Below are 23,526 nucleotides of genomic sequence, written 5' to 3'. Positions count from 1 at the left end.
AGCGATGCGACGCGACGAGACGGTGGCCTCCACCCGGGGCCGCGGCGGCCACACCACCGCCGGCCATCTGATCCACCACCGGTTCGAGGCGCGAGTCCGGGAGGATCCGGACTCCGCGGCCCTGGTCCACCGAGGGCGCACGGTCAGCTACCGCGAGCTCGACCGGCGGGCCGAGGACCTGGCGGCGTCCCTGCGTGGCGCCGGGGCGGGGCCCGAGACACTGGTGGGCATTCATCTGGACCGTTCGCCGGAGGCGGTCACCGCGGTGCTGGCGGCCTGGAAGGCCGGTGCCGCCTACGTGCCGCTGGACCCGGCACAGCCGTACCAGCGCCTGGGCCACATCCTGGAGGACAGCCGGCCCGCTGTCGTCGTCACCGCTTCACACCTCGCCTCCGTCCTGCCGCCGCATCAGGCCCGGTCGGTCCTGGTCGACAGGCCGTTGCCGGGGGCTCCCGCCGGGCGCTCCCCGGCAGGCCCGGTGACCGTGCTGCCCGACAACCTGGCGTACGTCATCTACACCTCGGGATCCACCGGCCGCCCCAAGGGCGTCGGAGTGGCCCACCGGGGCCTGGTCACCTCGTACGAAGGCTGGGAAGAGGTGTACGCCCTCAGGGAGAACGTGCGCAGCCACCTCCAGGTCGCCGGCTTCTCCTTCGACGTGTCCACCGGGGACTTCGCCCGCGCGCTGCTGTCCGGGGGGACGCTGGTCCTGTGCGACCGGGAGGACCTGCTCCGGCCGGATTCCCTGCACCGGCTGATCACCGAGCACGACGTGCACATGATGGACATCACCCCGGCGGTGCTACGGCTGCTGATGGACCACCTCGAACAGACGGGCGGCAGCCTGGAGAACATGCGGCTGATCACCGTCGGCGGAGAGGCGTGGCCGCACCAGGACTATCTCCGGCTCAGGCGCCTCGTGGGCCCGGAGACGAAGGTCTTCTGCTCCTACGGTGTCACCGAGTCGAGCGTGGACAGCACCTGCTTCGAAACCACCCCCGGGTGGCGGCCCAGCGGAGCGACCCTGCCCATCGGCCATGCCTTTCCCGGCACCCGGACCGTCGTGACCGGCCCCGCCCTCGCGGAGGCGGTGGACCCCGAGGAGGGCGAGCTGTACCTCGACGGGCCCGGACTCGCCCGCGGCTACCACGGCCGTCCCGCCCTGACCGCACTGCGCTTCGTACCGGCCGAGGGCGGGCAGCGCCGGTACCGCACCGGAGACCGGGTCCGGCGGCTGGCCGATGGGGCCGTGGAACATCTGGGGCGCATCGACGACGAGATCAAGATCAACGGGGTGCGCATCCAGCCCGCCGAGATCGAAACGGCTCTGCGCGGCCACGCCGCGGTCGGCCATGCGGTCACTGTGACCCGGCGTGGGGAGGGCGGGATCCGGCTGCACGCCTACGTCACACCGGCCGGTGCCACACCGGTCACCGCCGGAGAGGTCCGCCGGCACGCGGAACTGGTCCTGCCGACGGCCATGGTGCCCACCACGTTCACGGTCCTGGACCGGCTGCCGCTCAACGCCAACGGAAAGGTGGACCGCCACCGTCTTCCCGATCCGGTGGCGGCTCAGGAGCCCGCCTTCCACGAGGCGCCCAAGGGGAGAACGGAACTCCGTATCGCCGAGATCTGGCAGCGCGTCCTGGGTCTCCCGCGCGTCGGCGCTCTCGACGACTTCCTCGCGACCGGAGGCGATTCCCTCACCTCGGCCCGCGTCTGCGCCCGGATCCGGTCGGACTTCCGGGTGGACATCCTGCCGAGTGCGGCACTGACGCATCCCACCGTGCGTGAGCTCGCCGCCCAGGTGGAACTGCTCGCTCCGGAAACCGATCCGCCCGCGGTGTTCCCCGCGCCGGACGGCCGCTACCCCCTGTCGCCCACCCAGCGACGGCTGTGGCTGCTGAACCTGATCACGGGCCCGGACGCGACGTACACCATCCCCCTCGCCTTCGGCGTCGAGGGCGCCCTCGACCGCTCGGCGCTGAGGACCGCCGTCAACCGGATCGTGAGCCGGCACGCCCCGCTGCGCACGCGTATCGCCCACCACGACGGCGGGCCCGTACAGGAGGTGCTCCCGCACCTCGATGTGGAAATCACCGAGGTCGATCTGCGGGGCGGGGGAGACCCGGAGAGCCTGGCCGTGGACGTCATGGCGGAAGAAGTGCGACGCCCCTTCGACCTGACCACCGCGCCGCTGATCCGTGTTTCCGTGCTGCGCGTCGGAGACCGCGGCCACCAGGTGCTGGTGACGGTGCACCACATCGTCTTCGACGGTTGGTCGGCCGCGATCCTGCTGCGGGAGATCGGCGAGGAGTACGCGGCCGCGGTGCTCGGCCGGATGCCCGAGCCGCGTACCCGGACCTTGTCCTACGGGGACATAGCCGCGTGGCAGGACCGCAGGCACCGGGCCGGGGAGCAGGCCGGCCAGCTCGACTACTGGAAGCAGAAGTTCCGTACTCCGCCGCCGGCACTGGACAATCTTGCCGACCGCCCGCGCCGGTCTTCCGCCGAACCCGCTGTGGCGGGGAGGGCCACGCACCTTCTCGGCCCCGATGTCACCGCGGCGGTCAGGGCGTGCGGTCAGGCACACTCCAGCACCCTCTTCGTCACTCTGCTCAGCGGCTTCATGGTGCTGCTCGGCAGGTTGGCGGGGGAGCACGACATCACGGTCGGAACCCCCATCTCCGGGCGGGATCGTGACGAGACCCAGGACCTCGTCGGGTTCTTCATCAACACGGTCGCCATGCGCGTGGATCTCAGCGGGACTCCGACGTTCGCCGAGGTGCTGCACCGGGTGCGCGACACCGTCCTGGAGGGCCACGCCCACCAGGACCTCCCCTTCGAAGACGTGGTCGCCGGTGTGTCCGCCGCCCGCGAGCTGGGCCGCAACCCGCTGTTCCAGACCTGGTTCAACCTTCTGGGCGCCCCCGACGAGCCGCCGCGGATGCCTGGACTGGACACCTGGATCACCGAACTGCCCGCCCATGCGGCCCTTTTCGACCTGGGGCTGTACGTGACCGACCACGGCGACCGGCTGCGCCTGGATCTCGCCTACGACCGGTCGCTGTTCGGCGATGCCCGTGCCCGGGTGATCCTTGAGCAGCTGACGTGGCTTCTGGAGGAGGCCACCGCGCGGCCCGGCCGCCCGGTCGGCGAGATCTCCCTGGTGCCACGGACCCACCAGGAGGTGCTTCCGAACCCCGCCGCGGTGCTGCGGGCCGAGCCGGGGCAGGCGCTGGCCACCAGGGTGCGTGCCGGTATGGCCTCCGCCCGCGTCCACGACTCCTCGGGCACGCTGGACGGGCCGTCTCTCGGTGCCGTGGCCGCCCGAGTCGCGCGGGCGCTGGCGGGGGAAGAGGTCCGCCGAGGGGACGTCGTGGCCGTGTACGCGGCCAGGAACGCGGCTCTCGTCGGCTTGCTCCTGGGCGTGCTGGAAGGCGGCGCGGCCTTCCTGATCCTCGACCCGGCGCATCCGCCCGCCCGTCTCGCGGCCCAGGTGGCCGCCGCCGGTCCGTCGCTGCTGGTGCACTGCGAGGAGGCGGGACCGCTACCGGCGGAACTCGTTGTCCCGGGAGTTCGGAGGACCACGGCGAGCAGGCTGCTGCGGTCTCCGCACCGGCCGGGGGCCGCCCTGAACCCCACCGCGGAACCGGTCGTGCCCCCGGACACCGCGGACCTCGCCTACGTGATGTTCACCTCCGGTTCGACCGGTCCGCTGCCGCGGGGAGTTGCCGGAGGACCCGCTCCTGTCGCCCACTTCCTCGACTGGTACACAGCGGCCTTCGGCCTGGGTTCCGACAGCCGCTTCGCTCTTCTGTCCGGCCTGGGACACGACCCCTTGCTCCGCGATGTCCTCACACCGCTGTGGGTGGGCGGCGAACTGTACGTACCGGACGGCGATCTGCTGAGGAATCCGGCATCGCTCCTCCGCTGGCTGGCCCGGCACCGCGTCACCGTGCTCCACCTCACCCCGCCCCTGGCCCGCCTGCTCGCCCTCGCGAGCGCGGACACCGGCGTCCGGCTCCCGGAGGTACGCCTCGTCTGTTACGGCGGTGACGTGCTGCGTCACCCCGATGTGGCGGCCTTCGCGCAGGTGGCGACGGGCGCACGGCACGTCAACTTCTACGGATCCACCGAGACACCCCAGGCCATGGCCTACCAGGAGGTGACACCGGAGGAGGCGAACACCGCCGGAGAGGCCGGCCTCTCGGTGCCGATCGGCACCGGGATCGACGACGTCCAACTGCTCGTCCTCGGCGAGACCGGCGTCCTGTGCGGTACCGGTGAGGTGGGTGAGATCGTCGTACGCACTCCCTACCTGGCGCACGGCTACCTGCCGCGGACCGGTGAAGGGGGCTTCCACGACGATCCTGTGCCCGGGGTGCGCCGCTACGCCACCGGTGACAGGGGACGCTTCCTTCCCGACGGCAGCGTCGAGATCCTCGGCCGTGCCGACAGCCGGGTGAAGATCCGAGGCTTCCGTGTGGATACCGCGGAGGTCGAAGCCGCGTGCTGCCGCGTTCCGGGAGTGACCGCGGCGGCCGCCCTCGCCCGAGACCATCCGGGCGGAGACACCCGGCTGATCGCCTACGTCGTACTGGCCGGGAACACCGGAAGGACAACCAGCCATGTCCGCAGGGCTCTTGAGGCCGCGCTTCCGCCGTACATGATTCCCTCCGAGCTGATGGAGATCAGCACCATGCCCCTCACTCCCAACGGCAAACTCGACAGCCGTGCCCTGCCCGAGCCCGCGTCCGCACCCGTCCGGGAGGACTGGCGAACAGACGGCGCCGAGCCGGAGGAGACCATCCGGGCCATCTGGAGCGAGCTGCTCGGGACGGGCTCGGACATCGCCCTCGGTGACAACTTCTTCGACCTGGGCGGTACGTCCCAGCTGATGGTCCAGGTACAGGCGAGGCTGCGTGAGCGCCTGGGCGACGACATCCCGCTGGTCTCGCTCTTCCGGTACGCCAACATCGGCGCCCTCGCCCGGCACCTGCGCGGAGACGATGCCCAGGAGCCCGATGCCACCGTCCGCAGGCGGGCGACACGCCGCGACAGCGCCGCGGCTCGCGCCCAGCGCCTCGCCCGCCGCGGAAACGGAGTGGGCGAACCCGCCCCGTACCGCGGATGATGGCGCCCTTGAGCCAGTCGTCGAGGAGAGGCTGTCCGTATGAGCATGTCCGTGAGCAGGCTGGAGACGGCCCGCGCTCTGTTGTTCGTGCCCGGGGACCGGCCGGACCGGTTCGACAAGGCCGTTGCCAGTGGGGCGGACGTGGTCATCATCGATCTGGAGGACGCGGTCGCGGAGCCGGACAAGCGGCGGGCGCGCGATCATGCCGCCGCCTGGCTCGGGGCGGGCAACAGCGCTCTCGTCCGGATCAACGCGCCCGGGACGGCCTGGTGCGAGGGCGATCTCGCGATGGCGGCCGGGTGCGGGATGCCCGTGATGGTGCCCAAGGCCGAGGATCCCGCCGTGCTCGCGGAGCTGGGGTCCCGTGCGGGCGGGGTGCCGGCCCTGGTTCCGCTGGTCGAGACGGCGGCCGGGATCGAGCGGGCCGTGGAGGTGTGCGCCACCCCGGGGGTGGTGCGTGTCGCCCTCGGCAACGCGGATCTGGCCGGGCAGCTCGGGGTCGCCCACGACGACCACCTGGCGCTCGCGTACGCCCGCTCCCGGCTGGTCTCGGCGTCGGCGGCGACGGGGCGGTGCGCTCCGGTCGACGGGGTCACGACCGGGGTGCGGGATCTCGACGCGCTGGCCGCGGACATCGCCCACGGCCGTCGGCTCGGCTTCACCGGGAAGCTGTGCGTCCACCCCGCACAGGTCGCCTTCGTGGCGGAGCGGTTCGCGCCGACCGCGAGCGAACGTGAGTGGGCCCGGGCCGTGATCGCCGCCGGTGACTCCGTCACCGTGGTGGACGGTCAGATGGTCGACAAGCCCCTGCTGGAACGCGCTTGCCGGATTCTCGCCGCGGGGTAGGGCTTGAGGGAAAAGGTGGGGAGCTTTTTGGAGAAACCTAGGGCAGCGGGCGCAGTTGGGCCATCGACAAATGACGCAAGAGCATCCGCGAGATTTCATACGAATGTATGACGTGGGGGTGCGAGGGTGCTGCGAGAGTGCCGTCTACGGCAAGAAGCCGCACTGCCTGGGGAGTTGAGGATGTCCGGGCAGGTGCTGTCCGGACCGTGTGTGGCCTGCGCGGCAGTGGTGCGGATGGCCGGGTTTGTCGTACGCCGGTGTCGATATCGCCGCCGCCCCGGATCACGTGCCTTATCCGGCACAGCGGTTGCCAGGCGGCTGTACTTCCCTTGAGATGTTCCGGTCGGTTGCCCGAGGGGACGCCGACTTCTGCGATGGAGGAGGAATGCGCGTGACGGATTCGCTTCAGGAGGCCGTGGTGGCAGACGAGTCGGACGAGAACAGGAAGCGGAAGAACGGACTTTACGGGGACGTGAGTTCCGAGCTCGCCGAGAACATGAAGCAGGGCTGGGCGGACACCGAGCGCCGGGATCTCGAACCCATCGCACAGGCGGCGTACACCGCGCGCCGTCGGGCCGCTCTCTCCGCTCGGTTCCCCGGTGAGCTGCTGGTGATCCCGGCCGGCAACCCGAAGGTCCGCGCCAACGACACGGACTACCCGTTCCGGCCGTCCTCCGACTACGTCTACCTGACGGGTGACCAGTCGCAGGACGCCGTACTGGTCCTGGAGCCCGGTCAGGACGGTGAGCACCGGGCGACCGCCTACCTGCTGCCCCGGTCCGACCGCGAATCCGGCGAGTTCTGGCTCGATTACCACGGTGAGCTCTGGGACGGCCGTCGCAACAGCCTCACCGAGAACGAGCGGCTCCTCGGCCTGCCCTGCCGGGACGTCCGCACGCTGACCGAGCGGCTCGCCGCGGCCACCGGCCCGGTCCGGCTGCTGCGCGACTACGACGCGGGCGTCGACGCCGCCCTGCACGACAAGGTGACCGCCGAGCGGGACACCGAGTTCCGGGTCGCGCTCTCCGAAATGCGGCTGGTCAAGGATGAGTTCGAGATCGCCGACCTGCGCCACGCCTGTCAGGCCACCGCCCGTGGCTTCGAGGACGTGGTGCGTCTCCTCGGCGCGGAGTCGTCCACCCTGGAGCGGGCCATCGAGGGCACGTTCTGGATGCGTGCCCGGATCGAGGGCAATGACGTCGGCTATGCGTCGGTCTGCGCGGCGGGGCCGCACGCCACGACCCTGCACTGGGTCCGCAACGACGGCGAGGCCCGGCCGGGCGATCTGCTGCTGCTCGACGCCGGGGTGGAGAGCCGCAACCTCTACACCGCCGACGTCACCCGCACCCTGCCGGTCGACGGCCGCTTCACGCCCATCCAGCGCAAGGTGTACGACGCGGTGTACGAGGCGCAGTCGGCCGGTATCGCCGCCGTCAAACCCGGCGCCAAGTACCGGGACTTCCACCATGCCGCCCAGCGCGTCCTGACCGAACACCTCGCCGCCTGGGGCCTGTTCGGGGACCGGTCGGTGGACGAGGCGTACGAGCTCGGGCTCTACCGGCGCTGGACGCTGGCCGGTACGGGCCACATGATCGGCCTGGACGTCCACGACTGCGCGAAGGCCCGCACCGAGCTGTACGTGGAGGGCACGCTGGAGGCGGGCATGGTGCTCACCGTCGAGCCGGGCCTGTACTTCCAGGCGGACGACCTGACCGTGCCGGAGGAGTTCCGCGGCATCGGCGTCCGGATCGAGGACGATTTCCTGGTCACGGAGGACGGCAACGAGAACCTTTCCGCCGACCTTCCCCGGGCCGCCGACGAGGTGGAGGCCTGGATGGCCCGGCTGCGGGGCTGACGGCGACCGCCGCGGCCCGTCAGGGCCGCGGCCTGGGCAGTCCCGTTCTCAGTGAGACCGATGGCAGTCCCGTTCCCAGTGAGACCGAACAGCCGCGTTCTCGATGAGCGCGGACCACCACATGACGGAGGCGTGCGATGGAACGGCAGGACGGCTTGCGCGGGACGCGGAGTCATGACCGTCGAGTACCGGCCCCGGTGGCCGAGGTCTTTCGGCATGGGTGGGCGGACACGGATCCGGGGCTTCCACCCGTCTCCGGAGCGGCCTGGGCGGCCAAGCGGCGGGCGGCGGTGTCCGAGCGGTTCCCCGGGGAGCGGATCGTCGTCCCGGCGGGCGGGCTCAAGGTCCGCAGCAACGACTTCGACTACGCCTTCCGGCCGCACTCCGCCTTCATCCACCTCACCGCCGAGCAGGGGACGCAGGCGGTACCGGACAGCGTGCTCGTCTTCGAGCCCACCGGCAGCGGGCACGAGGTCACCCTGTTCACCCGGCCGCGCTCACCCCGCGACGCCGGTCCCCACGGGGCGGAGTTCTACAGCGACCGGCAGCACGGCGAGTTCTGGGTCGGCCGACGCCGTACGCTCCCCGAGACCGCCGACGCCCTCGGCGTGCAGGCGGCCCACCGGGACGCCCTGGAGCGGGCACTGGGCGGCTCCGGTGTCCCGACCCGGGTGGTGCGCGGCGAGGACGTCACCGTAGACGCGCTCGTACCGCCGTCCGCGCCGGACGCCGATGCCGAACTGCTCGCCTTCCTCTCGGAGTTGCGGCTGGTCAAGGACGAGTGGGAGATCGAGCAGCTGCGCGCCGCCGTCGGGCACACGGTCGCCGGCTTCCACGACGTCGCCGCCGAACTGCCCCACGCCACCCGCCTCGCCCGGGGTGAACGCTGGATCGAGGGCACCTTCAACCGCCGTGCCCGGCTTGAGGGTTACGGTCTGGGGTTCGACACCATCGCGGCGGCCGGGGCCCACGCGTGCGTCCTGCACTGGATGCGCAACGACGGCCCGGTGCGGGAGGGTGATCTGCTCCTGCTGGACGCGGGCGTCGAGGCCGACTCGTTCTACACCGGGGACGTCACCCGTACGCTGCCGGTCGGCGGACGCTTCACGGATGTCCAACGCCGGGTATACGACCTGGTGTTCGCCGCCCAGTCGGCGGGCATCGCCGCCCTGCGCCCCGGTGCGCCGTACAGCGCCTTCCACGACGCCGCGACCCGCGTCATCACCGAGGGGCTCGACGCCTGGGGGCTGCGGCCCGGTGGAACGCGGGTTCCGCACGAGGACGCCCTGTACCGCCGGTACACCGTCTGCGGTACGGGCCACATGCTCGGCCTGGACTGCCACGACTGCGCCGCCGCCCGCAGTGAGACGTATGTGGGCGGTGTGCTGGAGGAGGGCCATGTCCTCACCGTCGAGCCCGGTCTCTACTTCCAGCCCGACGACCTGACGATCCCCGAGGAGCTGCGCGGCATCGGCGTCCGGATCGAGGACGACTTCGTCATCACGGCCGACGGCGCGCACTGCCTCTCCTCGGGTCTGCCGCGCGGTGCGGACGAGGTCGAGGCGTGGCTGGACGCGGTGCGGTGAGGGCGCGCCGCCCTCTGGTCGACCGGGTCTCCGGAGAGCTGCGGCAGGCCGGTGCGGTGGCGGTGGTCGGGCCCACCGGGTTCGGCAAGTCCGCGGTGCTGGACGCGGTGTGCACGGTGTGGCAGTCCTCCGGGGACCCCGTGGTCAGGCTCAGCTCGGCGCCCGCCGACGCCCACCTGCCGTACGTACCCCTGGTGGACCTGTTCACCGTCTGCCCGGCGGACGTGAGCGGCGAACTGTCGGACGTCCAGCGCTCGACGATGGACTGGGTGCTGCGCCGGGTCACCGGGCCCGAGCCCGATCCCGCGATCCTGCGCGTCACCGTCCTGTCGTGCCTCCAGGCCTGGGGGCGCAGGGCGCGGCTGCTGCTGGCCGCCGACGACATGCACTGGTGGGGCCCGGACAGCCTGGACGTCTTCGGCTTCGCGGCCCGCCGCAGCCGGGGCAGTGTGTCGCTGCTGGCGGCGCTGCGGCCCGACGGACCGCTGCCGCACGACGTCCTGGGCGGTGACGCGGTGGAGATCGCCGTGCCCGCGCTCAGCCCGCAGGAGTCGGCGGCCGTCGTACGGTCCTTCGGGATCCCGCTGCGGACCGCCGCGCGCATCCACACGGCGACGGGCGGCAACCCCCGGCTGGTCTCGGACCTCGCCGCCGGAGTGGCCCGGGCCGGGACCCCGGCGGTCCTGGACGCCCAGCCGCTGGCCCCGTACGCGCGCAAGGCGCTGAGGAGCTGGCTGGCCGGGCTGGCGGCCCCCGTCCACTGGGTGCTGCTCCTCGCGGCGCTGGCGGCCGATCCGTCGCCCGACACCGTCCGCCGGGCCGCGGGACCCTCCGCCGACGTGGCCCTGGCGGAGGCCGAGGCGGCCGGGCTGATCCGGCTGGCCGGTGCCGTGTGCTTCCCGGCCCCCGTCCTCCGCGAGTGCCTGCTCGCCGAGGCCAGCGGCGAGGCGGTGCGGCAGGCACACCTCGCCCTGGCCGCCGCCTCCGAGGGCGACGACCGGGTCTGGCACGAGGCGTCCGCCCTGACCCCGGCCGAACTCCCCGCGCGGCTGGTCCCCGCGCTGGCCGACGCCGCCACCGCCGCCCGGGAGAGCGGCGACCACACCCGGGCCGCCGAGTTCGGGCTGCTGGCGGGCGACGTCCGGCACGATCTGCTGGTCGCGGCCGCCTGGGACGCCGAGGCGGCCGGGCGGTTCGATCTGGCCCGTACGGCGCTGGAGCAGCTGGAACGCAGACGGGCCGTGCCCGCGGTCCGGGCCCAGGCGCGGCTCGCCGTCGTCGACGCGGCGGGCCGGGGCGCCGCACTGGTGGAGCATGTGGCGGCGCAGGCCCTCACCGAGGCCCTGGCCGCCGACGAACCGGCGCTGGCCTCGGCGGCGCATCTGCGTCTGGCCCGGAGCCTGCGGGTCAACCGGGGCTCCCACGCCGAGGCGCTGGCGCACGCCCGGTCGGCCGCCGAACTGGCCGAGCGGGCCGGGGACGCCGCGACCCACGCCTCCGCCCTGGCCCTGACCGCCCGGATCGAGCAGGCCCGCGGTTCGCCGGGCCATGCCGAACTGCTCCGCCGGGCCCTGGCGGCGGACACGGCGGCCGGGGCCGGGCGGCCGCCCGGAGAGCCACGCCGGATCGGGGTCGGATTCGCCCTGCTCGACGACCGGCTGGAGGAGGCCGGGCGGCTGCTGGACGCGATGCGGCCACCGGCCCGCCCCGCCGACCGGCTCTGGCTGCTCAGCCGCGCCGTCCGGATCCACGCCCACCGGGGCGAGGGCCCGCTCGCCCGCGAGGAGGCCGACCGGCTGCTGGCGCTCGCCCGGGACCTGGGCGCCTCGCCCGGCCCGCCGTGGTACGCGGCGGCGGTCGCCGAACTCGCGGGCGGCACCCTGGAGCAGGCGCTCGCCTACGCGGACCTCGGGCTGACGGCCTCGCAGGAGGACGGCGACACCCTCCTGGCCACGCACTGCCTGCATCTGTCCGGGACGACCCGGCTGCTGGTGCGGGACGTCGGCGGAGCCCTGGCGGATCTGCTCAGGGTCCGGGACCTGGTGCAGGACCTCGGTATCGCGGACCCGGCGGAGGTCCGCCACGACGCCGACCTCGCCGAGGCGCTGGCCGCCGCCGGGGACCTGCCCGCCGCCCTGCGGACGGTCGCCGACGCCCGGCGCCGGGCCGAGGCACTGGGACGGCGCGGGGTGCTGGCCGCGCTCGACCGGGCCGAGGCGCTGTGCCGTACGGCGGCGGGCGAGTACGGACCGGCCGAGGAGCTGCTCGACCGCGCCCTGCGCACCTTCGACCGGCTCGGATACCCGTTACAGCGCGGCCGGGTGCTGCTGGCGTACGCCTCCGTCGAGCAGCGGCGCCGACGCCCGGCGCGGGCCAGGGAGCTCCAGGCGGCGGCGGACGCGGTGTTCCGCCGGGCGGGCGCGCCGCTGTGGGAGCCGACCGGGCCGGAGCGGACCCAGGTGCGGGACTGGCCGGCCGGTCTGACGGACGCGGAGCGGCGGATCGCCGAGCTGGTCACCGAGGGGCGCGGCAACCGTGACATCGCGGCCGCCCTGTACGTCAGCGTCAAGACCGTGGAGGCGGCCCTCACCCGGATCTACCGCAAGCTGGGGGTACGGTCCCGGGTCCAGCTGACGGCCCTCGTCCAGAAGAGCGCGCACTCCGTACGGCGGTGAGCGGGGCGTCCGGCGGGGTGCCCGGGCCAGGTGTCAGGCCGTGCCCGGTCCTTGACCGCCGGTGCGCGAAGGCGGTCAAGGCCCGCGCACGGCCGGGACAGGCCCGTACACGATCCGGGTCAGCCCGCCTGCCAGCCCACCGACCCCAGGATGCTCGATCCCGCCGCCCCCGGCCCGGCGCCGCCCGGGGCGGGTACGTCGTAGCGCACCCCGCATCCGGTCATGCGGCCGCCCATGAACAGTGGCCCGAACACCGCGCGCGTCGAGATGCCGAGGTAGGAGTCCCGGTCGCGGTCGAGGACGTCCGCGTGGATCTCCGTACTGTGCACGGTCTCCTGCGCTATCCACGTACCGGCCTCGCGGGCCTTGGCGATGACGTCCTCCCAGGCGGCCGCGTCGGTCAGAGAGCCGATGTGGACGTCGAAGTTCTGGTCGCCGTCGGAGCGCTTCAGGACGAAGTCGGCCCGCCGTTCGCGCAGCAGCTCCTCCAGTTTCCAGGACTCGCCCCCGTACGTGACGGTCTCCTCCCGGACCGAGCGCGACCAGGGGATGTACCGTTGGACGAACTCCCGGTCCTCCTCGCTCATCCAGTCCTGGCCCTGGGACAGCAGGGCGAAGAGCTGTTTGTTCGCCGCCTGGTAGGAGCTCTGCGGCGTCAGCACGGCCGAGCCGCACTTCCGGATCGTCAGCAGCGGGCCGAGCTCCCGGCCCGCGTCGATCCACTCCTGCGGCACGGTCCGCTCCAGGACCAGGGGGAACTCGCCCCGGCGGGAGCCGAGGGCCTCGATGAACTCGTCCGTCTCGAAGTACTCCGCCCTGATGCCCGACTTCCGCAGGGCGTCGGCCTCGATCTCGTAGTACCTGCGGTTCCCCTCGGAGCTGGAGAGGAAGACGTCCGGGAGGTAGCCGACGAGCGCCACGTACGGGTCGAGGCCGAGCTCGTCGAGGACGGTGCGCAGCAGGTCGCCGCGGGTCTTGAGGGGGTCGGCGAGCGTGAGGGTGCGCAGGGTTTCGTCGGGCAGCAGTTGCCGCCACAGCTCGTTGAGGAGGTGTACGTAGACCTGACCGCCCGTGGACGAGCAGAAGTTGAACTCGATGAACTTCCATCCGGAGTCGGTGAGGATCACGTCCGGGCGGCCCATGACCGTCGCGTAGGCGTTCTCGAACTCCTCGTCCCCGTAGAACTCCGTCAGCCGCTCATCGAGGCCGAGCGCCCGGTGCCGGGAGACGCAGTCGTCGCCCAGGTGGTGCACCGCCCGCCGCAGCAGACCGGCCAAGTAGGCGATCGCGCGCTCCAGTTCGGAGCCCTGCGCGGCGGGCAGGACGACGGGTCCGGCCGGGGCGATCCGGTCGAACCAGAAGGTCCGGAACCCCCGGAGCTGGTGGTCGAAGGCGTTGAGGAGCCGCCGGGGGTCCGTCACATACGGCCCCCGCGCGCCCGTCGCCCGTGTGGTCGTCGAGGTGTCTGCCATGTCTTTCCACTCCTGCTAGAGGGCTGGGCGGGCTGGAGGGGTTGTGCAGTGACCCGCGTTCTTATGCCAGTGCGGGGCGGACGTCCCGTCGGCCGAACTCGGCTTCCAGGGCGAGCCCCGCCCGGAACAGGCCCGCCTCCCCGAACGCGGGCCCCACGAGCTGCACCCCGATGGGCAGCCCGTTGTCGGCGAACCCGAGGGGCAGGGACATGGCCGGGTGTCCGGTGACGCCGAACGGGATGGTCTGCATGTCGTTGGCCAGCTTCGGCGGCGGCCAGTCGGTGCCGAAGGCGTCGACCCGGGCCGCGGTGGTCTGGCCGCACGCCGTGATCAGCAGGTCGTGGGAGGCGAAGACCCGCCGGTCGAGCGCCGCCCTGAGACTGTCGCGCACGTCGTGGGCCCGCTGGAGCTCGTCCGTGGTGACTCCCGCGCCGGGCATGAGCTTCTGGTAGGTGAAGCGGCCGAACGACCGGGGCGCGCGGCGCAGGTTCTCCTCGTGCGTGGCGAACCCCTCCGCCATCAGGATGACCCGGCCGCAGGCGTCGAACAGTTCGTACGGGGGCAGTTGGCACTCCTCGACGACGGCGCCGAGCTTCTCCAGGTGGGCCAGGGCCCGGTCGATGCTCTCGGTGATCTCCGGGAGGGTCGCCGGATCGTCGGCGTACCAGGCCTTCGCATACGCCACGCGCAGCCCGCGTACATCCCCGGTCAGCGGGGAGAGGAAGTCGGGCGCCGGGGCCCGGCGGGTGCGGGGGTCCCGGGGGTCGGGGCCCGCCACCACCTGGAGAGCGGCGGCGGCGTCGGCCACCGTCCAGGCCAGGGGCCCGAAGTGGTCCATGGTGGGGGCCAGCGGGGTGGCCCCGTGGCCGGAGACGCTGCCGTAGGTGGGCTTGAGGCCGACGGCCCCGCAGTGGAAGGCCGGGCCGCGCAGCGAGCCCGCGGTGTCGGACCCGAAGGCGATGCGCAGGAATCCGGCCGCCACGGCGGCGCCCGCCCCCGAGGACGAGCCGCTGGGGATGTGGTCGCGGTGCCAGGGGTTGCCCGCCGGGGGGAAGGGCAGGTCCGTGCTCGGCCCGCCGAACGCGAACTCGTACGTGGCCAGCTTGCCCAGCAGCACCGCGCCCCCGGCCCGCAGCCTGGCCTCCATGGTGCTGTCCTCGGTGGCGATGTCGTTGAGGGTCAGCCGCGAGTGGTTGGTGGTGGGCAGGCCCTCGGCGGCGAGGATGTCCTTCAGCGCATAGGGGATGCCGTGCAGCGGGCCCCGGTCGATGCCCTCGCGCAGCTCCCGGTCCGCCTGCGCCGCCCGCCGCAGCGCGAGGTCCCGGGTGACCAGGACGAACGCGTGCAACTCGGCGTCGTACGCGTCGATGAGGCCCAGGGAGTGTTCCACCAGCTCCACGGAGGTGAGCGTTCCGGCGCGCAGCCGCGCTCCGGCCTCCGCGACGGACAGCGCGGACAGGGGGCCGGACAGAGGGGTGCCGGACATCGGTGTGTCAGACATCGGTGGTCTCCGCTTCCGCTTCCCGCAGCAGTCGGTTCATCGCGCGCAGCGAACGGTTCCCGGCCAGCACCCCGGGCGCCAGGTCCGGCGGCATCTCGATGCCGCGGCGGGCGAGGGCCGCGACGAACTCCCGGTCGGCGGCGGCGCTTTCCGTCTCCCCGCCCTCGTACGGCCCCGTGGTCTCTTCCGTGCCGACGTGTGCCACGTACGGTTTTCCTTTCGTTACGTTGAGTGCCGCGACTGTGACTGCCCCACCAGATGGGCACAGGTGATCAGGTCCAGCGAGGCGTGCCCGGTGGAGCTGAAGACGGTCGGGCGGGCGTCGAGTCCGGTGTGCGAGCCGGTCTCCAGGGACTCCAGGTCGATCGCCGTACGGTGGATCTCCCCGGCCTCCGCGACGGCGATCGCCCGGTCCTCGACGACGAGCGTGGCGGCGGCCAGCAGCGGGCGGGACAGCTCCCGCGACTCCGTGGTGTGCGCGCCCATGCAGTTGATGTGCACGTGCTCGGGCAGGTGGGCGGCGATCGGGAGCGGCTGTACGGAGGTCGTCGCCGTCGAGATGACGTCCGCCCCCGAGGTGGCCTCCTCGGCCGACGCGCTGACCCGGGCACGTACGCCCGGATCCGCGCGCCGGATGCGCTCGCACAGGATCTCGGCGTGCTCGGGGGTGCGGGAGTGGACCCGTACCTCGGTGATCCCGCGTACCGCCGTCACACCGAGGTACTGCTGCCAGGCCTGCACCCCCGATCCGACGATCCCGAGGACGGCGCTGTCCCGGGCCGCGCAGTGGTCGGTGACCAGCGCCGTCACGGCCGCGCACTTGAGGTTGGTGACGGCCGCGCCGTCCAGCACGCCGAGGAGTTCCCCGGTCGTGGTGGAGAAGACCGGGACCACGGACGTCACGGTCGGGCCCGGGCCGTCGGTGATGGTGGCGGTCTTGTTGACGCACAGCCCGTGGTCGGCGCTGACGGCGGGCATGGACAGGAAGCGGGCGCTGCGGCCGTCGTCGACGACCTGCCGCAGCGGTACGGCCATCCGCCGCACCGCGCCGCTGCGCAGGCTCGCGCGCATCAGCCCGGCCACGGCCACCACATCGGCCACGCCGTGCTCCGTGCCGGTGCCGGTGCCGGTGCCGGTGCCGGTGCCGACGATGGTGGCGGCGGTGGTGGTGCCGGTGCCGGTGACGGTCATACGAGCTCCGTCAGTACGTCGAGGAGGTCGGAGGCGAACCGTTCGGTCAGCTCCGTCTCCATGTCGCCGCGCAGCATCATCCGTACGCCCGCCTGCCCCTGCGCCACGATCGGGAAGAACATCGCGGAGCAGTAGTAGCCGCGCCGGTAGAGCTCGGTCGACAGCCGGACCGCCCGGTCGTTGTCGCCGACGGTGACGAACTTGATGTGTGATCCGGCGCCCCGGAGGGAGTGGTCGCGCAGCCGCTCGTCGAACAGGGCGATGTTCTGCGCGAGTTGGCGTTGTCGTTGGCCGAGTTCCGGGGTGCGGTGGACCTCCAGGGCGCCGAGGGTGGTGCCGACCGCGGCGGTCCGCAGCCCCTGGGACCAGGCCAGCGGACCGGAGCGGTAGAGGAGGTCGAACACCTCGCGGTCGCCGACCATGGCGATGCCCCCGGTGCTGCCGAACGCCTTGGCGATCGAGGCGACGATGACCGTACGGGAACCGAGGGCGTCGAACGCGGTGCGCGCGTACCCCTCGCCGCGCTCACCCACGGCCGACAGCGCGTGGGAGTCGTCGAGGTAGACGAACAGGCCGTAACGGTCCTGGAGTTCCTTGATGCCCTTCAGGTCCGCCTGCCCGCCGGTGGAGTAGACACCTTCGGCGACGTAGGCCACCCGCGGGTACCGCTTGCAGACGTCCTCCAGGAACTGCATGTCGTTGTGCGGGCAGGTCAACACCCGTGTCTCGTCGGCGAGTACGGGTTTGAGGAAGTTCAGCGAGAAGTGCGCGAACCGGTCGAAGACCACGACGAGCGGTTCGCCGTCGGTCAGATGGCCGGAGGCGAGCAGCGGCAGGATCGCCGAGCTGAGCACTCCGCAGGAGACCGAGGGCAGCACATGGGCGCCGAAGTGGGCGGACAGCTCCTCCTCCAGCCGTTCCATGATGCCGAGCCGGATCCGGAACTCGCCCATGGACAGCCCGGTGATCCGCTCCTGGTCCAGCGCGGCGCGCCCGGCCTCGATCACCGTGGGGTGGCTGTTGAGGCCCAGGTACGAGCAGGAGGACAGGTTGGCGAACTCGTGCCCCGTACGGGTGTCGCGCAGCCGGTTCTGTCCGTCGACGGCCTCGACCACGAGGCCGAGCATCCCGTGCTCGCGGGACAGGCCCCACGCGGCCTCGCTGGCGGGCACCATCTTGCGGTTGTTGCGGTACCGGTGGGGCCCGGTGATGTCCTCGGTCATCACACCCCCGCCGCCTGCGAGCGGAGCCAGCCGCCGAGCCGGGTCACGGCCTCGCGGGCCTTGGCGAGGCGCGCGTGGTGGAGGTGCCAGACGTGCACCATGCCGGGCCAGACCTCCAGCTCGGCGGTGCCTCCCGCGCGCCGCAGCCCCTCCGCGAACCGTTCGGCGTCGCTGAGCAGGATCTCGCGGCTGCCCACCTGGAGGAGGACCGGGGGCAGCCCCGCGAACTCCCCGAAAAGCGGCGACACGTACGGGTCGGTGGGCGCGGTGCCCGCCCGGTACGACGCGGACACCAGGTCCACGACCGGCTTGCTGAGCATGGGGTCCTCGTGCTCCAGGGCGTCGTAGCTCTCCCCGCTGCCCGTGAGGTCGGTCCACGGCGAGACACAGGCCGCCGCGGCGGGCAGCGGCACCCCCGAGTCCCGCAGCTTCAGCAGCGTCGCGAGGACCAGGCCGCCGCCCGCCGAGTCGCCCGCGAGGACCACGTCACGGGCGTCGAGCCCGTCGATGAGCAGACTCCGGTACGCGGCCACGGCGTCGTCGAGCGCCGCCGGGTAGGGGTGCTCGGGGGCCCGCCGGTAGTCGACGAAGAACATCCGGCAGCGGGCCGCGCGGGCGATCTCCCCGACCATGTGGCCGTGGCTGCGCAGCGAGCCGTACACGTATCCGCCGCCGTGCAGGTAGAGCCCGGTCAGGGCGCCCTCGGCGTTCGGCGGGGTCAACAGGTGGCCGCCGTCGCGCTGTTCGACCGTGATGTCGTCGGCGATCGGCATGCCCCACGACTCGTAGAACAGCCGGGCGTCGTCGATGTCCGTGGGCCACTCGTCGGCGGCGAGGGCGGTGAGGAGGGTGCCGAGCTCCTTGTGGTCGCCCTCGGACATGACCGGCACGCTGAACTCTGTGTGCTCGGTGGGCTCGGTGTGTTCCTTGCGCTTCGTGTGTTCCGTGGACGTCGTCACTGGTCCGTCCCGACCGGGGCGACACCGCGGTGGTAGCGCTCGCGGGCGGCCTCGTCCGGCACCTGGAGGCTGGGCTGCGGGATCTCCAGCCGGTAGTGCCGGTACCACTTAGCCAGCTCGACGCCCTCCGCGAACTGGTACTCCAGGTGCCGGATCGGGCGGCGCGCGGGCCGGGTGGGGTCGGCGGGCCGGGGCTCGGATCCGGCGTGCGCGAGGCCGCCGTCCACCTCGTTGAGCAGGACGACCATGACCAGGTCGGCGGAGAGGTCGGCGTCCACGGCGGAGGCGTACCGGGCGAGGACCGGCTCGGCGTGTTCCTCCTTGACCGCCACGTTGTAGCTGTGCGGCATGAGTTCGAGCAGGTCGGCGGGGGCCACACCGTTGTCCTGGCAGTAGGCGCGGGTGTCGCAGACCATCGGGGTGCCGTCGGTGATGTTGGTGTTGGGCCCGTAGATGTTCCCGATGAACGGGGTGGCGGCGTCGAAGTGCACGCACTTGGTCGTCAGGAACTCGCGCTCGGTGGTGTGGTCGCCGTTGGGCGTGAAGTGGGTGTTCTTGTTGTACCCGTCGACGTCCATACCGGCGATGCGGTCGTAGTCCATCGCGACGGGGCTGAACCGGGAGACGTCGACGTGCTCGCCGAAGCCGCGGAACAGGGACTCCAGGTAGTCGCGGCCGATCGCGGCGTCCTGCTCCTTGTGGACGTCGAGTCCGTGGTGAGCCAGCGTCTTGGCGACACCGTGGCAGACGGCGACGCCGTCGCCCTCGGCGACCAGCCGCACCAGTTCCCGGACGAGCCCGTCCCCGACGGCCTGGAGGCGGCCGTCGGTCAGCTCGGTGCGGTGGGCGGAGACGTCGATGACGGCGTGCTGCGGAAGCTTCTTCATGATGATCCCCCTGGTTACTTGGTGCGGGCGCTCTGGGCGTTGGTGCGGGTGTTCTGAGCGGCGGTGTCCGTGGTGGGCGCGTGGAGCTGGAGCATGCGCTGGGCCCGCAGGACGAAGGGCGGGGCGAGCACCCGGTCCTCCTCGACCGCGAAGCCGTAGGGCGTGGAGTTGTAGTCCTCGACCACGCTGCGGTACTCGGCGATCTGCTCCGGGCCGACGGTGAACGTCTCGGCGATGGTGCCGACCTGCCGGGGGTGGATGGCCGCCTTGCCGGTGAACCCGGCGTCCCGGGCCGCCCGGCACTGCGCCGCGACCACGTCGAGGTCGTGCAGTTCGAACGAGTTGGTGTCGATGGCGGGCACGCGGTACTTGGCCGCCGCCGCGCAGAGCCGGGCCCGCGCGTGGTCGAGGTAGAAGGCGTTCTCGGCGTACAGGTCGGCCGTCAGGTCCGCCTGGCCGAAGCACAGCCCGTCGCTGACCGCGGCGATCTCCATGGCGTTGTCGACGGCATCGACGGTCTCGATGAAGCTGCAGATCTGCGGCGGGTTCGAGGTGTGCGACAGCAGGGACCGGTAGATGGCCACATCGCCCGCGCCGGAGATCTTGGGGATGAAGACCACGTCGACCGGTACGCCGCCGATGGTGGCGTCCATCTCGATCAGCGCCCGCAGGTCCGCCAGCCCGTCGGGTGTCGCGATGGTGGTCACCCGCAGGCCGAGCGCGGGCAGTCCGGCCCCGGTGAGGTCGAGGTCCGGCTGCGCCAGCAGGGCGCGGGCCTCGGCCTTCCTGGCCGGGTGGATGGAGTCCTCCAGGTCCAGGACCAGCATGTCGGCGTGGACCCGGCCGGGCCGGGCGACGGACGCCAGCAGCAGGGCGGGGGTGTAGAGCAGACTCGCGTACGACTTCACTGCGCATCGTCCCTTCCGAACAGCAGGTTCATCTTCTGGAGGGAGTAGTCCTCGTAGCGGATGGGCTCGTACTTCGCGGGGCGGTCCGCCGCGAACTTGGGGAAGCACTCGATGACGGTGTCGTCGTTGGCCAGCTTGAAGAAGACGATGGACTGCCGCTGCCGGTCGGCGAGCCGGACCCGGTGCGGTGTCGACACGTACTCGTCGTTCGACCAACGGGCCATCAGATCACCGATGTTGACGATGAAGCTGTCCCGTTCCCGGACGTCGATGTCCAGCCAGCGGCCGGCGCGGTCCTGGAGCTGGAGGCCCGGTCCGTCCTGGGTGAGCAGCGTGATCAGCGTGCCGTCGGTGTGCTGCCCCATGCCCTGGTCGTTGAGGAACTCGGGGGCGACCCCGGGGTAGAGGTGCGAGCGGAGGGAGTCGTTGGAGGTGTTGGTCCGGGTGGCGAAGAAGTCCCGGGGCAGGTCCAGGGCGAGGGCCAGCAGCTCGGCGATCCGGCCCGCCACGGTCTCGCAGGCGGCGAAGTACTCCTTCAGGGACGCGCGCAGTCGCTTCCCCAACTCGTCCTCCGGGAAAGGGAGTTCTTCCTCGTCGTCGAGGATCAGCCGTCCGGTGCTGAACTTCTCGACGTAGTCCGAGGGCATCCCCGGCTTCCCGGTGTAGGCGTAGGCGTTCTCGGAGAGCAGGGCGCTGTACCCGTACGGGCTGTAGTCGTTGTCGCCGCGCGCGGTGGAGGTCCGCATCGGGAACGCGTGCTTGGTCTCCAGCGGGAGGCGGAAGAAGCGCAGCGAGGCGTCGTAGGCGTCGTCGAAGACCTCGCGGGCGATGCCGTGTCCACGGACGACGAAGAACCCGGTGCGCCGACAGGCGTCGGATATCTCCTCGGCGGTCCTGTGCTCCCCGGCGGTCCTGTGCTCGTGGCCGGACCGCTCCGGGGCCAGGTCGATGACCGGAATCATTGCTCTGCCTCCTGCTTGGGGACGAGGATCGTCCGCTCGAACTCGATGACCGCCACGTCGTCCTGGTTCCGGCCGGTGGTGTGGACGGTCACGATCCCCTGGTCGGGGCGGGTGGTGGACTCGCGCCGGGAGACGATGCGGGTCTGGGCGTAGAGCGTGTCGCCCACGAAGACCGGGGCGGTCAGCCGCACCTTGTCCCAGCCGAGGTTGGCGACGCACTTGGCGCTGATGGTCGAGACGGTCATCCCGTTCACGATTCCGAAGGTGACCAGACTCGAAACGACGATCTTGCCGAACTGGGTCTGCTCGGCGTAGACGGCGTCGATGTGCAGCGGGTGCTGGTTCAGGCAGAGCAGGGAGCTCCACACGTTGTCGGTCATGGTGATCGTCCGGCCGGGCCGGTGTTCGACCACTTCGCCGGGTACGTAGTCCTCGTAGAGCATCCCGCTGTCCTCCCGGTAGATACCGGGGCCGACGGTGCGGAAAGAGTTGTTCTTCACCGGTCTCCTCCGTGCAGGCCCGCCCGTAGCAGCGCGGAGCGGGCTGATCTGTGTGCCGCGTCGGCGGCGGTGGCCGCCTGGCCGAGTCCCCAGACGGTGCGGCCGCCCGTCTCCAGTGCCACGAGGCAGGTGACCGGCGCGCCGGTCGCCGCCGCTGTGCCGGTGAACCGGGGCGGGGTGAACCCGACACCGTGGTCGGCGGCGAGCCGCGCGAGGATCTCGGCGCCGTCCCCGCCGTCGTGACCGCTACCGATGTCCCCGCCGTCGTGACCGCTACCGCCGTCCCCGCCGTCGTGACCGCTACCGCCGTCTCCGCCGTCCCCGTCCCCGTCCCCGCCACTGCCGTTCCTGTTGTCCCCGGCGGGCAGCGGGGGTGAGTCGTCCAGGCAGTAGGTCTCCCGGAGGAGCCGCCAGATCTCCGCAGGCTCCAGTTCGCGCCCCAGGGTGTCGGCGGCGGACTGGACCACGGCCGCGAAGTCCCGCCGCAGTCCGGCCGGGAGGTCGACCCCCCAGCCGGCCTTGAGCACGTAGGCGATGCCGCCCTTGCCCGACTGGCCGTTGACCCGGATGATCGCCTGGTAGTCGCGGCCGACGTCCTTCGGGTCGATGGGCAGATAGGGCACCTGCCAGGGCAGTTCGCCGACCTCCTTGCCCTCCCGTTCCGCCTGGTCGGCCAGTGTGGCCAGGCCCTTGGCGATGGCGTCCTGGTGGGTACCGGAGAAGGCGGTGTAGACGAGGTCCCCGGCGTAGGGGTGGCGGGGGTGCACGGGGAGCCGGTTGCACTCCTCGACGATCTCGCGGACGGCGTCGATGTCGGAGATCTCCAGCTGGGGATCGACCCCGCTGCTGAACAGGTTGAGCGCGAGGGTCACCAGGCAGACGTTCCCGGTGCGTTCGCCGTTGCCGAAGAGGGTGCCCTCGACCCGGTCGGCCCCGGCGAGCAGGGCCAGCTCCGCCGAGGCGACGGCGGTGCCCCGGTCGTTGTGCGGGTGGACGGACAGGATGATCGCGTCGCGCCGGTCGAGGTTGCGGTGCATCCACTCCACCTGGTCGGCGAAGACGTGGGGCGAGTGGGTCTCCACGGTGGTCGGGAGGTTCAGCACCAGCGGCCGGTCGGGCGTGGCGTCGACGGTCTCCGCGACCCGGTTCGCGATCTCCAGGGCGAGCTCCGGCTCGGTCAGGTTGAAGGTCTCCGGCGAGTACTCGAACCGGATGTCGGACCCGGGCTCACGCTCCGCCAGCCGCACCAGATGCCGTGCCCCGTCGACGGCCATGTCCAGGACCTCGCGGGACGACATGCCGAACACGACCTCGCGCCACAGGCAGGCCGTCGCATGGCACAAATGCACCACGGCCCGGTCGGCCCCGCGAATCGCCTCGAAGGTCCGCTCGATGAGTTCCGGACGGGCCGGCGTGAAAACCGACACCGTGACGTCGTCCGGAATTCCCTCCTTGGTCACCAGCTCGCGGACGAAATCGAAATCGTGCGCACTGGCCGCCGGATATCCGATTTCTATGTCTTTGAAACCGGTCGCCACGAGCAGGTCGAACATCCGCTGCTTCCGGCGCATGTCCATGGGATCGGCCAGCGCCTGGTTTCCGTCCCGGAGATCGACGGATGCCCAGGTCGGAGCGCGGTCGAGCGTACCGTCCGGCCACCGCCGTGACCAGCCTGAAGTGGGAGAAACGGCGTCCCGAGCATAGCGGTGGAACGGCATGGACGACGGACTTTGCTTAATTCTCCGGAACTCTTTGGAAGAAGACAATGGTGTTGGCCCCCCTGTACTTCCAGGCTGCGTCCTCGTGGGTTTCTCAGCGCTCCGA

16 protein-coding genes are annotated in these 23,526 nt (G+C 71.9%); 5 read left to right on the top strand and 11 right to left on the bottom strand.

Going from position 1 to position 23,526, the window contains the following annotated elements:
• The first annotated feature begins 4 nt into the window (after positions 1–4).
• The 5 genes from ACFW9Z_RS15920 to ACFW9Z_RS15900 all read left to right on the top strand — a co-directional run bounded on the left by ACFW9Z_RS15920 (position 5) and on the right by ACFW9Z_RS15900 (position 12,099).
• Positions 5–5,137: an amino acid adenylation domain-containing protein gene (locus ACFW9Z_RS15920; RefSeq protein WP_384640269.1), complete on the top strand. Its 5,133-nt coding sequence runs from the start codon at positions 5–7 to the stop codon at positions 5,135–5,137.
• Between the two features lie 39 nt (positions 5,138–5,176).
• A complete protein-coding gene (locus ACFW9Z_RS15915; RefSeq protein ID WP_384640267.1) occupies positions 5,177–5,983 on the top strand; it encodes an HpcH/HpaI aldolase/citrate lyase family protein in 807 nt (268 codons plus the stop codon).
• Between the two features lie 385 nt (positions 5,984–6,368).
• Positions 6,369–7,838 carry an aminopeptidase P family protein gene (locus tag ACFW9Z_RS15910; protein WP_384640264.1) on the top strand — a complete coding sequence of 490 codons (1,470 nt, stop codon included), beginning with the start codon at positions 6,369–6,371 and terminating at the stop codon, positions 7,836–7,838.
• A 137-nt stretch (positions 7,839–7,975) separates the two neighbouring features.
• On the top strand, positions 7,976–9,424 hold the full coding sequence (locus tag ACFW9Z_RS15905; RefSeq protein WP_384640261.1) for an aminopeptidase P family protein: 1,449 nt from the start codon (positions 7,976–7,978) through the stop codon (positions 9,422–9,424).
• Positions 9,403–12,099: a LuxR C-terminal-related transcriptional regulator gene (locus tag ACFW9Z_RS15900; RefSeq protein ID WP_384640258.1), complete on the top strand. Its 2,697-nt coding sequence runs from the start codon at positions 9,403–9,405 to the stop codon at positions 12,097–12,099. Before ACFW9Z_RS15905 ends, ACFW9Z_RS15900 begins: the two co-directional genes overlap by 22 nt.
• 119 nt (positions 12,100–12,218) lie before the next feature.
• Here the strand turns inward: ACFW9Z_RS15900 and ACFW9Z_RS15895 are convergent, their stop codons facing one another.
• The 11 genes from ACFW9Z_RS15895 to ACFW9Z_RS15845 all read right to left on the bottom strand — a co-directional run bounded on the left by ACFW9Z_RS15895 (position 12,219) and on the right by ACFW9Z_RS15845 (position 23,420).
• Positions 12,219–13,571 carry a hypothetical protein gene (locus tag ACFW9Z_RS15895; RefSeq protein WP_384640255.1) on the bottom strand — a complete coding sequence of 451 codons (1,353 nt, stop codon included), beginning with the start codon at positions 13,569–13,571 and terminating at the stop codon, positions 12,219–12,221.
• 61 nt (positions 13,572–13,632) lie between these two features.
• The gene (locus ACFW9Z_RS15890) at positions 13,633–15,072 is read right to left on the bottom strand and encodes an amidase (RefSeq protein WP_384640252.1); all 1,440 of its coding nucleotides are present in this window, start codon (positions 15,070–15,072) and stop codon (positions 13,633–13,635) included.
• A complete protein-coding gene (locus ACFW9Z_RS15885; RefSeq protein WP_384640249.1) occupies positions 15,065–15,277 on the bottom strand; it encodes a hypothetical protein in 213 nt (70 codons plus the stop codon). Before ACFW9Z_RS15885 ends, ACFW9Z_RS15890 begins: the two co-directional genes overlap by 8 nt.
• Positions 15,278–15,294: 17 nt before the next feature.
• Entirely contained in the window at positions 15,295–16,263 is a 969-nt protein-coding gene (locus ACFW9Z_RS15880; protein ID WP_384640246.1) for an ornithine cyclodeaminase family protein, read from the bottom strand.
• On the bottom strand, positions 16,260–17,486 hold the full coding sequence (locus tag ACFW9Z_RS15875; protein ID WP_384640243.1) for an aminotransferase class I/II-fold pyridoxal phosphate-dependent enzyme: 1,227 nt from the start codon (positions 17,484–17,486) through the stop codon (positions 16,260–16,262). Before ACFW9Z_RS15875 ends, ACFW9Z_RS15880 begins: the two co-directional genes overlap by 4 nt.
• On the bottom strand, positions 17,486–18,445 hold the full coding sequence (locus ACFW9Z_RS15870; RefSeq protein ID WP_384640240.1) for an alpha/beta hydrolase: 960 nt from the start codon (positions 18,443–18,445) through the stop codon (positions 17,486–17,488). Before ACFW9Z_RS15870 ends, ACFW9Z_RS15875 begins: the two co-directional genes overlap by 1 nt.
• On the bottom strand, positions 18,442–19,332 hold the full coding sequence (locus ACFW9Z_RS15865; RefSeq protein ID WP_384640237.1) for a hypothetical protein: 891 nt from the start codon (positions 19,330–19,332) through the stop codon (positions 18,442–18,444). The genes ACFW9Z_RS15870 and ACFW9Z_RS15865 overlap by 4 nt, the downstream gene beginning before the upstream one ends.
• 14 nt (positions 19,333–19,346) lie before the next feature.
• A complete protein-coding gene (locus tag ACFW9Z_RS15860; protein WP_384640234.1) occupies positions 19,347–20,240 on the bottom strand; it encodes an HpcH/HpaI aldolase/citrate lyase family protein in 894 nt (297 codons plus the stop codon).
• Positions 20,237–21,202, bottom strand: a complete 966-nt coding sequence (locus ACFW9Z_RS15855) for an isopenicillin N synthase family dioxygenase (protein ID WP_384640231.1) — start codon at positions 21,200–21,202, stop codon at positions 20,237–20,239. The genes ACFW9Z_RS15860 and ACFW9Z_RS15855 overlap by 4 nt, the downstream gene beginning before the upstream one ends.
• Complete coding sequence (locus tag ACFW9Z_RS15850) at positions 21,199–21,702, bottom strand: MaoC family dehydratase (RefSeq protein ID WP_384640229.1); 504 nt, start codon at positions 21,700–21,702, stop codon at positions 21,199–21,201. The genes ACFW9Z_RS15855 and ACFW9Z_RS15850 overlap by 4 nt, the downstream gene beginning before the upstream one ends.
• Entirely contained in the window at positions 21,699–23,420 is a 1,722-nt protein-coding gene (locus ACFW9Z_RS15845) for a 2-isopropylmalate synthase (RefSeq protein ID WP_384640226.1), read from the bottom strand. Before ACFW9Z_RS15845 ends, ACFW9Z_RS15850 begins: the two co-directional genes overlap by 4 nt.
• Positions 23,421–23,526 lie beyond the last annotated feature (106 nt).

The organism is Streptomyces sp. NPDC059452 (assembly GCF_042750035.1).
GTDB lineage: Bacteria > Actinomycetota > Actinomycetes > Streptomycetales > Streptomycetaceae > Streptomyces.
Note: the sequence above shows the minus strand (reverse complement) of the source record. Positions and strands in the feature narration are given on the sequence as shown.

Coding starts and splice junctions, on each gene's coding strand:
- ACFW9Z_RS15875 (WP_384640243.1), bottom strand. CDS start 17,486: ATGACCGAGGACATCACCGGGCCCCACCGGTACCGCAACAACCGCAAG.
- ACFW9Z_RS15895 (WP_384640255.1), bottom strand. CDS start 13,571: ATGGCAGACACCTCGACGACCACACGGGCGACGGGCGCGCGGGGGCCG.
- ACFW9Z_RS15865 (WP_384640237.1), bottom strand. CDS start 19,332: ATGAAGAAGCTTCCGCAGCACGCCGTCATCGACGTCTCCGCCCACCGC.
- ACFW9Z_RS15855 (WP_384640231.1), bottom strand. CDS start 21,202: ATGATTCCGGTCATCGACCTGGCCCCGGAGCGGTCCGGCCACGAGCAC.
- ACFW9Z_RS15890 (WP_384640252.1), bottom strand. CDS start 15,072: ATGTCTGACACACCGATGTCCGGCACCCCTCTGTCCGGCCCCCTGTCC.
- ACFW9Z_RS15880 (WP_384640246.1), bottom strand. CDS start 16,263: ATGACCGTCACCGGCACCGGCACCACCACCGCCGCCACCATCGTCGGC.
- ACFW9Z_RS15915 (WP_384640267.1), top strand. CDS start 5,177: ATGAGCATGTCCGTGAGCAGGCTGGAGACGGCCCGCGCTCTGTTGTTC.
- ACFW9Z_RS15910 (WP_384640264.1), top strand. CDS start 6,369: ATGCGCGTGACGGATTCGCTTCAGGAGGCCGTGGTGGCAGACGAGTCG.
- ACFW9Z_RS15920 (WP_384640269.1), top strand. CDS start 5: ATGCGACGCGACGAGACGGTGGCCTCCACCCGGGGCCGCGGCGGCCAC.
- ACFW9Z_RS15845 (WP_384640226.1), bottom strand. CDS start 23,420: ATGCCGTTCCACCGCTATGCTCGGGACGCCGTTTCTCCCACTTCAGGC.
- ACFW9Z_RS15905 (WP_384640261.1), top strand. CDS start 7,976: ATGGAACGGCAGGACGGCTTGCGCGGGACGCGGAGTCATGACCGTCGA.